Source organism: Kitasatospora sp. NPDC056531 (assembly GCF_042794375.1).
In the GTDB taxonomy this organism is placed as follows: Bacteria; Actinomycetota; Actinomycetes; order Streptomycetales; family Streptomycetaceae; genus Kitasatospora.
This window is the reverse complement of record NZ_JBHTTU010000086.1, coordinates 18,101-28,329: the sequence shown is the minus strand read 5'-3', so window position 1 is coordinate 28,329 and position 10,229 is coordinate 18,101. Positions and strand designations below refer to the sequence as shown.

Genomic DNA, 10,229 nt, shown 5'->3' with positions numbered 1-10,229 from the left:
TCCGGCGAGTCCGGTGCGCTGATCCGCGGCATCAACGGACTGGTCGCCCTGCCGCCGAGCCGCAAGGTCCGCTCCTCCGACGGCGGACCCGGCGGTGTCGACGGGCTGCCGACGCTGCTCTCCAACGCCGAGACGTACGCCCAACTGGCCATCGCCGCCCGGCTCGGAGCGGAGGCGTACTGCGCCGTGGGCCCGGACGCCGAGCCCGGGACGGTACTGCTCACGGTCAACCGCCCGGGCGCCCGGCGGCCCGTGGTGGTGGAGGCCCCGGCCGGGACACCGCTCGGCGCGGTGCTGGACGCCTGCGGGACCGGGCCGGGCCAAGGAGTGCTGGTCGGCGGCTACCACGGAATGTTCCTGGACGCGGCGTCGGCGGTGTCCGCCCCCTGCTCCCGGGCGGGGATGCGGCAGTCCGGTGGCACGTTCGGCGCCGGGATCGTCATTCCGCTGCCCGAGGACACCTGTCCGTTGGGCGAGGCGCAGCGGATCGTCCGGTGGCTGGCCGCGGAGTCGGCGGGCCAGTGCGGCCCCTGCCGGCGCGGACTGCCGGAGCTGGCACGGGCCTTCGGCGCGATGGTGGCCGGCGGTGGCACCCGGGCGGTGGAGGAGGTCCGCCAGCTCGCCGCCGCGGTGGTGGGACAGGGAGCCTGCTCCCACCCCGACGGCTCCGCCGGGTTCGTTAGGTCCGCGCTCAGCGCGTTCGCCGAGGACGTCCGGGCGCACACCGAGCGCGCCGGCTGTGGACGGCGGGTGCGCGCAGTGCTGCGGACCGCACCCTGGAGCCCGGACCGGGACGTCGCCGAGGACGGCCGGGTGAACCTGAAGGTGGACTGGGCGCTGTGCGACGGGCACGGGCTGTGCGCCGACATCGCCCCGGAGCTGTTCACGCTCGCGGCTACCGCGGCCAGAGACGGTCGCGACTGAGACGTACGCAGTCTTCTATGACAATCTTGAGGAGTACCTGAAGGGGGCATGGCCAGCCTGGACAGAACGGCGCGCGGAGCTGGTCGACTCGGGTGACGGCTTCCCGGGAAAGAACGCGCCTACCTACCGCGAAGCAGCCCGGACAGCCGATGAGGATCCATCCTTCCTTCTCGTGCAACTCATGGAGTACGTCAGGGCGCTTGTCGTCGCTCAGGCTTCAATTCGACTTAGGATTTCGTATCGATGGTCTTTCAGATCGGAGTGGCGCCGAATCCCGCTGTGGCAAGGCGCCCTTCGGCGAGAGTCAGCTTTATGTCAAGCTGAGCAAGCCTTTGGATCGTGAGCGCCTGCTCGCACCTGAGCTGCAGTGAGGTAACTCACCGCAGCTTACGCGCTTCTCACAGGGCGCTCGCGGACCGGACGCCATGAGACGTATCAGGCGCCATGCGGGGCCGGAGATATGCCATGACCAGCGATATTCGACCTGGTGAACATTGGTCGGATCATCGTTCGATGACCGGGGGGGCAAGGGGGCGCAGGTTCAAATCCTGTCGTCCCGACCGGAGTTCGCTCCAAAGTCGCAGGTCAGGGCCTTGTTTCACGAGAGTGGAGCGAGGCCCTTGATCGTTTTCTGGGCCTGCCTCTCACAACTTCTCACATCGGTGATAATCACGGTCAGTCGAGCAGCTCGCCGAGCTTCTCCGAGCCTGCCTTGAGGCTCTGCGGGTCGGGGTGCACGTATACCCGCTTCGTGAAGCTGAGGTCCGAGTGACCGGCCCAGGCGGAGACCACGGTGCCCGGGACGCCGTTGTTGGCCATCCAGGAGAGCGTGGCGTGCCGGGCGTCGTAGAGGCGAACCTTTCGAACGCCGGCGGTCTCGATGAGCTTGTACGCCTCGCGCCGGAGCTTGTCCGTCTTGAGCGGGTTTCCCAGCTCGTCCACGAGAACATATCCGGTGTCGTTGTAGGCGGTTCCGGCCGCGAGTTTCTCCGCCGCCGGGATGGCCTTGAAATTCTTCAGGGCCTTGAGGGCGGGTGCCGGCAGGGGAAGAGTGCGCTTTCCGGCTTCGGTTTTGGTGTCCTTCTCGACGACCTTGTTGCGTGATCCCTTCTCCAGTGTGCGGTCGTAGACGATGGTGCGGGTGTTCTGGGCGGCGATCGTGCCGGTTGCACTGAGGCCGACGTCCTCGTCCCAGCGCGCGCAGCAGACTTCGGCGGGGCGTTCGGCGATGAGTGCCAGCATCATTGCGGCGTAGAGGCGGTGACCCTTGATGGCGCTGAGGAATGCCTTGACCTCGGCCTCGTGCCACGGGTTGTTGTTGGGCTTGTTCGCCTCCGCCTTCTTCTTGGCCTTGCGTGAGATCGTGACGTGCTGGGCGACGTTGCGCACCACCAGGCCGCGGCGTACAGCGAGGTTCAGCGCGGCGCACAGGCGGCCAAGGACCACCGCCCCGCTTCGAGTGCCTGGTGAAGCGCGACATGAGGCATTCCTTAGCGGAGTCGAAAGTTCAGGCTGGAGAGCGCTCCACGCGCCGAAAACCGTCTATGTTCGTTCTCGCCAGGTCGCGGACCAGGGCAACTCGTGAGCCGATCTGGCCTCTTCGCGCGTACCCGGAAGAAGGCTGGGCACCACTCCGTGCCGGCGCGCAGACACCTCAACCACCGCGAAATACGGAGGCACCGACAGATGAACGTCATCCGTGCTGTTCCAGGACCCGCTGCTGGCGGGTCACCTCTCGGCCAAGTGGCTCGGATGCCTGGCCGACATGACACTGCAGCAGGGGGAGTGGGTGGAGGAGATGTTGCTGGCCCGGTTGGCGGGCGGCGGCACGCTCCCGACCGCCCGCCTGCTCCGCATCCACCCGCAGGCTGTACGGAACCGGTTGCGCATCCTGGAGAAGATCTTCGACAGCGGTCTGCGCGACCTCCGGGCCAGGTTCGAGCTCCTGCTGGCGTTGAAGATCGAGATCATGACGTCCGAGTAGTCGTGCCTGCGCCGCAGCGGGGGATTCGGTCTCTGCTCCAGGCGACAGGGGCCCAGCGGAACATCCGGACGAACGGGCGTTGAGGCCGGCCCGCTGACGCTGACCGATCCCTCACCGACGACGCACGGCACGGGGTGCGCTCCACCCCGGGACCGTCCTCGCCCTGACCGGGCCGGAGCGGCCGCCGGCGATGCTGTCCGCGATCAAGCCCGTCACACCGTCCGTGACGCCGTCCCTCGTGCCGTCGGCGATCCAACCGTTGATCTCGCTGTGGTTCCGTCGGTGGGCCTGGTCGTGATCCCTTCCGGGGCGACGCCAAGCGTTCGGAGCCGGACCGTCCCATCGTGGCAGCCGTCCCGTGCTGCCGCATCATCCCCTCGTCGGCCGCGCCGTCCGTGGACCGTTGCGCGTGGGTCATCACCGCGCGGACCATCGAGGCCCACCCGGACCAGTTCCCGTGGGTTCCCCACGGCCCTGACCTCCGGGTGCAGTAGAGGAAGAGCCCCATGTCATCCATGAGGAAGAAGCGTAGACCGGGAACAGCTGCCTACGGCCTCCCCCTGGTGAGCCGTCTTCCGAGGTCGTTCGCCACCCTCCTGATCATCGTCGCGATGATCCTCACCGCGGCGGCCCTGGTGTACCCGGTGGCGAAGTCGGCCGGTGCCTATCGCAGCGCGCCGGTGAGCGAGGACCAAGGAGTGACGCAGACGCCCACCGGGCCGCTCACCGCCCAGGACCGTGACTTCGTCAAGCGGGTTCGGCTGGCCGGACTGTGGGAGATTCCCGCAGGCCGGATGGCCCTCGCGAAGGGCACCAGCCCCGAGGTCAAAATGGCCGGCCAGCACCTGGTCCAAGGTCACACCGACCTGGACAAGGCGGTGTTGACCGCCGCCCAGACCCTGAACCTGGACGTGCCCAGCGAGCCCTCGGCACAGCAGCAGGGCTGGCTCAAGCAGTTGGACGCCGCGCAGGGCGCGGATTTCGACGAGCAATTCGCGAACATCCTGCGCAGCGCCCACGGGCAGGTGTTCGCGGTCGTGGCCCAGGTGCGCGCAAGCACCCAGAACTCCACGGTCCGGGATCTGGCGACCACGGCCAACGGCACGGTGCTCGACCACATGAACGTCCTGGAGGGCACCGGACTCGTCAAGTTCGACAAGCTCGCCCCGCTGCCGACCGGTTCGTCCGCTCCGTCCGCTCCGTCTGCGAGCGCCACGCCGGCGCCCGCCGGATCGCCCCACTACTAGGCGACGACCCGCTGGGCGACGACCCGGATGAAGGCTGTCCGTGGCCTGCCAGGCAGGCCCGATCCCGTCTGAGGAGTGTTGAAGTACATGAAGTCTCATAAACGTGGCACGTCGAAGCGAAGGGCCGGTGCCCTGCTGTCGGCGGTGATCCTGGGCGCCGGCGCGGCGGGGACGGTCGCGGCGGTGGCCTTCGCCGGCCAGCGTCCCCCGAGTGAGCCGTCGGCGTCCCCACAGCTCGGCACCGTCGCCTGTGCCGACGCCAGCGTGGCCCTGAACGAGGTGCCGGAAGCGTCCCAGGACGCGGTCGACAAGAACCTCGCCGAGCTCGACGTCCAGGTGGCGGACGCGTACAACCGACTGTCCGCGCCCACCCCGGGCGACAACGAGAATCGCGTCATGGGCGATCTCGCCAACAAGCGCGCGGACACCCTGAAGAAGCTGGCGGACAGCGCCGGTCCGGACTCCGGTCTGCCGAAGGACCTCTCGGGCATGGCGAAGTGCACGGTCAGGCACGACCTGGTGGCTCAGGACGCGGCCAAGGGGTTCAGCGCCGACGGCGTGGGCGGCGCCGTCGCCCAGACCCAGGCGGCCGCGCAGGTGAAGTCCCTCCCCAAGAACGGGTTCGTCGACATCAAGAGCGTGTCCCCGAACGTCCCGGCGCCCGTCAAGAAGGGGTCGGCCACCGGCTCCTTCACGTCCCAGTGCGGGCGCAACGAGAACCGCCACCTCAACCCCGACAACGTGATCGTCGCCCCCGGTGTGAGCAACGGCGCGCACCACATGCACGACTACGTGGGGAACGTGGCCACGGACGCGTTCGCCTCCAACAACAAACTCGCCGCCTCGGGCACCACGTGCACCAACGGCGACGGGTCGGCGTACTACTGGCCCGTCCTGCGCGTCTTCGACGGCACCAACGAGAAGGACGCCAAGGCGCCCGGTGGTGGCAAGGACAAGAACGTGGGACGGATCCTGCAGCCGGCCGAGGCGGACATCACGTACACCTCCAGCGTCGGGAACCCCGTCCAGCCGATGAAGCGGTTCATGCGCATCATCACCGGCGACGCCAAGGCCTTCACCAACGGGCCGGCGAACGCCCACGCGTCGTGGAGTTGCACGGGCTTCGAGAACCGCCAGGTCGTCGACAAGTACCCGATCTGCCCGCAGGGGAGCAGGGTCGTCCGGACGCTGAAGTTCCCGGACTGCTGGGACGGCAAGAACATCGACAGTGCCAACCACCGGACCCACACGGCGTTCTCCGACAAGTCGGGCGCGTGCCCGAAGAACTTCAAGGTGATCCCGCAACTGACGCAGCGCATCACCTACGACGTGCCGGCCGGGGTCCGGTTCGCCGTCGACAGCTTCCCCGAACAGCTCCACAACCCGATCACCGATCACGGTGACTTCATCAACAACATGAACCAGGGCCTGCTGGACCAGATGGTCAGTTGCATCAACCAGGGGCGTCGCTGCGGGTGACCCGCCCCTTCCGGGACCGGTTCCCGGAGAGCAACGGGCGGGCCCGGCCCGGCGCGGGGGAGCGATCGCGGCTCCCCGCCCCGCCAGCGCCGGGATCCCGACATCCGATCCGACAGCAGGTTCAGGACGAGGCCGGAGGGCTCAGCAATGGTGAGAGGGCAGAAGCGGCGGTCACGGCGGTTCGGCCCGGTACCGCGGGGCGTCGAGCGGGCCGGCCGGGCGCGCGCGGCGCCCCAGGGCGACCAGCCCGCGAAGGGCGGTCGCAAGTGGTCGAGCCCGTGGTCCCTCCTGTCGCCGCTGGCGGCAGGCCTGGGTGTGACGGCCGTCGCCGTCGACCCCAGACTGCAGTCGTTCCTGACGTACGCCGTCGGGGTGCTCGCACTCGTGTCGTTCACCTCCGCTGTCCTGTGGGGGCTGGCGGCGACCGACCGGCTGATCCTGAGGCCGACCCACCGGCTCGTCGCGCAGACCGTCCACCGTGCGATGGGCGTCGCCGGCGTCGTCTTCCTGGCCCTGCACGTCTGGATGAAGCTGGTCGTGGGACAGATCGGCGCGCTCGCGGCCTTCGTGCCGTTCGCCGACCCGGCCCGACCGGTGGTCCTGGGACTGGGCACCGTCGCCGGCTACCTGTTCCCCGCGGTGGCGCTCGCAGGGGCGGCCCGCGGGAGGCTCGCCCGCTCGGGCAACGTGCGCCGGTGGAGGGTCATCCACCTCTTCTCGTACCCGGCCTGGGGCGCTGGCCTGGTCCACGGGCTGCAATCGGGCCGGCTCGCGGCCTCCTGGGTGGTGCTGCTGTACGGCGTGGCCGTCGTGGGCGTGATCGTCGCGCTCTCGCTCAGGCTGCTCCTCCAGGACCGCTCCGGCCCGCGCCAGGCCCCCGTCCGGCCGCTCCCGCCGGAGGCCGGCGGCCCCGAGGCCACCTTCCCGCGCCTGCCGGTGGCCACGAGCCCCGAGATCACCGTCCCGCGCGTTCCGGTGGCCGCGGGGCAGGCCATGGCCGCCGGTCCGGGCCTGGCTGGCATCGGACCCGGACGTCGGCGGCAGGACGGGTGAGCGGCCTCCCCCCACCCGTCATCTGGTTCGGACGGCCGGTCCTGTTCGCCGGCCTGGAGAGCCTGGACCGGGTCGACTACCGCTCCCACCTCGTGGTCCACGGCCAGCTGCCGGCACTGCGAGCGGAGGAGCTGGCCGAACTGGCCGAGAACGTGGACCTGCGCGGCCGGGGAGGTGCCGGATTCCCCTTCGCCCGCAAGCTCAGGGCGGTCGTCAAGGCGGTCGCCCGGCGCCGCACCAGTCCGGTCGTGGTCGTCAACGGAACGGAAGGAGAACCGAGTTGCCTGAAGGACACCACGCTGCTCCTGCGCACTCCGCACCTCGTGGTGGACGGTGCGCTGATCGCGGCCGCCGCGCTGGACGCGGAACAGGTGGCGATCGGCGTCACGCGGACCGACACCGAGGAGTCCCTGCGCCGGGCGCTGGCCGAACGGCGGTCGGTGAAGCCGCCGGTGACGGTGGTGCGGCTGCCCGAACGGTTCGTCACGGGCGAGGGGAGCGCGCTCGCCCGTGGCATCACCAACGGGATCGCCCTGCCCCGGGGAGGCGGCGTGCGCACCAGCGACAGCGGTGTCGGGGGAGCCCCCACGCTGCTGTCCAACGCCGAGACGTACGCCCAGCTCGCGGTGGCGGCCCGGTGGGGCGCGCTGCCCTTCCGAGAGATCGGCACCCCCGAGGAACCCGGCACGGTGCTGCTCACGATCGCCGGCTCGACCGTGGTGGAGACCCCCACCGGAGTGCCGCTGGAGACCGTCCTGGCGGCGTGCGGCCTGGACGTCGGGCAGGGGGTCCTGGTCGGCGGCTACCACGGCAAGTGGCTGACCCCCGAGGCCGCCCGTTCGGCCGTGGTGTCCCGCCAGTCCTTCCAGAGCCTCGGCGGGGCGCTGGGTGCCGGGGCGATCCTGCCGCTGCCGGAGACGACCTGTCCGCTGTGGGAGGTCGTCCGGATCTCCCGCTGGATGGCGGACGAGACGGCCGGCCAGTGCGGGCCCTGCTACCTGGGGCTCCCCGATCTGACCGGGTCCCTGGAGGACCTGGTGCGCGGCGGTGGCCAGCGCGCGTTCGACCGGGTGCAGGCCGGGATGCGGGCGGTCACCGGACGGGGTGCGTGCAGCCACCCCGACGCCGCCGCCCGTTTCGTGGCCTCGTCCCTGGCCGTGTTCGACGACGACCTGGTCATGCACTCGTACCAGGGAGGGTGCGGGCGGCCGTCGCAGGACGTCCTGCCGCTGCCGGAGGTGGAGAGCGCCGGCACCATCGTGGTCGACTGGACGCTCTGCGAGGCCCACGGCCTGTGCACCGGTGTCCTGCCCGACGTCATCCGGCTGGGGGCGGACGGGTTCCCCGCCGCGGGCGTGATGCCCGTACCCGCGAAGCTGCTCTCCCAGGCGGCGCGAGCCGTCGACCGTTGTCCCGCGCTCGCGCTGCGGATCCAGTGAGGCCGGCGCGGCTCCGGGCGCTGCCGCTCCTTCCCGAGCGTGGCCCGTGCGGCCTGGGCCGCTCGTCGGGGCGGCGGGCCGAACGAGAGGTTCCGGAGGGCTATCGACCCTGAAACCCACATCCCGGGTCCGCGGACCGGCGTTCGACGCCGGACCGGATCACCGGGGACGCACACATCCACGGAAGGCCAGATTCCACCGATGGAAAGGCAAGGAACATGTTGACGAAGCGATACGGACTGGTGGGGCTCTGCATCCTGCTGGTCGGGCTCGTGGTGATGGCCCTGATGGGCAGCATGAGCAGCAGCGCGAAGACGCCGTCCGGGTCGGGCACCGGCCAGCTGGTGGGCGCGCAGGACGCCGCGCCGGCCGGATCCTACGACTCCTACGGCGGTGGCAGCGCGTCGCCGTCCGCCGGCGGTCAATCCGGCGGCGCGTCGGCGGGCGGGGGCCAGGCTGGGGGCGCGCTGACCGTGCGCAACGATGCCAAGCTCGGCATGGTGGTCACCGACGGCCAGGGCTTCACCCTCTACCGGTTCGACAAGGACACCGCCAAGCCCCCGATGTCCAACTGCAACGACGGCTGCGCCAAGACCTGGCCGCCAGTCACCAAGGAGGGCACGACCGCGGGCAGCGGGATCGACGCCGGCGCGATCGGCGAGGTCACGCGGGCCGACGGATCGAAGCAGCTGACGCTGGGTGGCTGGCCGGTCTACCGCTACGCGCAGGACACCGCGGCCGGCGACACCAAGGGCCAGGGTGTCGGCGGCGTCTGGTTCGCCGTGGCGCCCGACGGCAAGAAGGCGGCCGCCCCGGCCCCCGGTGCGTCGGCCTACCCGTCGGAGATGCCGACCGGTGCGGCCCCGACGTCCCAGCCGGCGCAGCCCGCCCCGGGTGGAGCCCAGGTCTCCGTGGCCACCCAGCCGCAGCTCGGCCCGATCGTCGTGGACGCGCAGGGCATGACGCTGTACCAGTACGCCAAGGACCCGTCCTGGCCGATGCGTTCCCTCTGCGAGGGCCAGTGCGCGATGACCTGGAAGCCGGCGCCCGCCGTCGACGCGACCCAGGTCAAGGGCGTGAACCCGAAGCTGATCGGCAAGATGCAGCGCCCCGACGGCACCTGGCAGCTGTCCGTCAACTGCAAGCCCGTCTACACCTACACGGGCGACAAGGCCCCCGGTGACGCCAACGGGAACGGCAAGGACAACCTGTGGTCGGCGATCAACCCCGCGGGGAAGCCGGTGACCGGTAAGTGACGGCCGGGGTCTCCACCGTGGCGGCCGTCCGGCCGCAGAGGACCGTCCGTCGCGCGCTCCAGTGGCTCGCGCTGACCGTCCTGCTCGTCCTGGGCGTCGTCGAACTGCTGGGCGGGGCAGGAGGGCTGCTCGCCTCGCCGCAGACGTCGGCCCACGCCGCCCGGGCCTCGGTGGAGGACCTGGCCCAGCGGATCGGCTGCACGGCCGACATCACCGCCGACACCACGGACCTCCGCCAGGGGCTGTGCACCCTCGGCGAAAACGAGGTCTGGATCGCCACCTTCCCGACCAGCGGGGCCCAGACGGCCTGGACGTCGGAGGCCGAGGCGTACGGAGGGTCGTACCTGGTGGGTGACCGGTGGGTGGTCGTCCTGTCCGACGCCACGGCGGACCTCCTGCACGCGAAGCTGGGCGGGGTCATCACCAGCGGCGCCGACCACACCGGGCACGCCGATCACGGTGATCACACCGGCCACGATCCGTCAGGAGCCGGCTGACCCTGGCGAGCGTTTGATCGATCGGGCGGTGGCGACGCCACGGGACTCCCCGGCCCTGGGCCGCGGAAGTCTCCGTGGCTCGCCACCGCCGTCGCAGCTCGGGCGTCCCCGGGGGCGCCCAGCCCCCGCGCAGGGCTCCGAAATTGCCTCACGCTGCTGACCTCGGGCGATGCGCTCGATCCGTAGCCGGGCATGATCGGTCCCCGTGTTCGTGCGGACGATCTACCTGCTGGCCATGCGAGTCCGCGGTCCAATCGTGCAGTGTTCGGCCGCAGTTCATACAGCACGTACCGGCTCGACCCGGCGATCGAACTCGGAGAAACCTCTCGCTGCGGTGGGCGCTCCAAGCG

Annotated in this window: 9 protein-coding genes; 8 read left to right on the top strand and 1 reads right to left on the bottom strand. The window is 70.6% G+C overall.

The genetic code is table 11. The features are described from left to right. Positions 1 to 924, top strand: a 924-nt coding sequence (locus ACFQ87_RS37140) for an NADH-ubiquinone oxidoreductase-F iron-sulfur binding region domain-containing protein (protein ID WP_380615356.1), incomplete at its 5' end; no start/stop codon positions are given. 675 nt (positions 925 to 1,599) lie between these two features. Here the strand turns inward: ACFQ87_RS37140 and ACFQ87_RS37135 are convergent. After that, a complete protein-coding gene (locus ACFQ87_RS37135) occupies positions 1,600 to 2,313 on the bottom strand; it encodes a site-specific integrase (protein WP_380615355.1) in 714 nt (237 codons plus the stop codon). Between the two features lie 310 nt (positions 2,314 to 2,623). On the opposite strand from ACFQ87_RS37135, the gene ACFQ87_RS37130 reads away from it, so the two are divergent. From ACFQ87_RS37130 to ACFQ87_RS37100, 7 genes are all read left to right on the top strand, one after another. Beyond that, complete coding sequence (locus ACFQ87_RS37130) at positions 2,624 to 2,908, top strand: helix-turn-helix domain-containing protein (protein WP_380615354.1); 285 nt, start codon at positions 2,624 to 2,626, stop codon at positions 2,906 to 2,908. A 563-nt stretch (positions 2,909 to 3,471) separates the two neighbouring features. Then, a complete protein-coding gene (locus tag ACFQ87_RS37125; RefSeq protein WP_380615353.1) occupies positions 3,472 to 4,155 on the top strand; it encodes a DUF4142 domain-containing protein in 684 nt (227 codons plus the stop codon). An 87-nt stretch (positions 4,156 to 4,242) separates the two neighbouring features. Continuing rightward, positions 4,243 to 5,634 (top strand): DUF1996 domain-containing protein, encoded by a 1,392-nt coding sequence (locus tag ACFQ87_RS37120; RefSeq protein WP_380615352.1) that lies wholly within the window; start codon positions 4,243 to 4,245, stop codon positions 5,632 to 5,634. 147 nt (positions 5,635 to 5,781) lie between these two features. Further along, on the top strand, positions 5,782 to 6,687 hold the full coding sequence (locus ACFQ87_RS37115) for a hypothetical protein (RefSeq protein ID WP_380615351.1): 906 nt from the start codon (positions 5,782 to 5,784) through the stop codon (positions 6,685 to 6,687). Then, positions 6,684 to 8,126, top strand: coding sequence for an NADH-ubiquinone oxidoreductase-F iron-sulfur binding region domain-containing protein (locus tag ACFQ87_RS37110; protein WP_380615350.1), 1,443 nt, complete (start codon positions 6,684 to 6,686; stop codon positions 8,124 to 8,126). Before ACFQ87_RS37115 ends, ACFQ87_RS37110 begins: the two co-directional genes overlap by 4 nt. Positions 8,127 to 8,344: 218 nt before the next feature. After that, positions 8,345 to 9,382, top strand: a complete 1,038-nt coding sequence (locus tag ACFQ87_RS37105) for an SCO0930 family lipoprotein (protein WP_380615349.1) — start codon at positions 8,345 to 8,347, stop codon at positions 9,380 to 9,382. After that, on the top strand, positions 9,379 to 9,879 hold the full coding sequence (locus ACFQ87_RS37100) for a hypothetical protein (protein WP_380615348.1): 501 nt from the start codon (positions 9,379 to 9,381) through the stop codon (positions 9,877 to 9,879). Before ACFQ87_RS37105 ends, ACFQ87_RS37100 begins: the two co-directional genes overlap by 4 nt. Positions 9,880 to 10,229: the final 350 nt, after the last annotated feature.

Excerpts from the sequence above, each read along its gene's own strand:
- ACFQ87_RS37115 (WP_380615351.1), top strand. The coding sequence starts at position 5,782 with ATGGTGAGAGGGCAGAAGCGGCGGTCACGGCGGTTCGGCCCGGTACCG.
- ACFQ87_RS37120 (WP_380615352.1), top strand. The coding sequence starts at position 4,243 with ATGAAGTCTCATAAACGTGGCACGTCGAAGCGAAGGGCCGGTGCCCTG.
- ACFQ87_RS37105 (WP_380615349.1), top strand. The coding sequence starts at position 8,345 with ATGTTGACGAAGCGATACGGACTGGTGGGGCTCTGCATCCTGCTGGTC.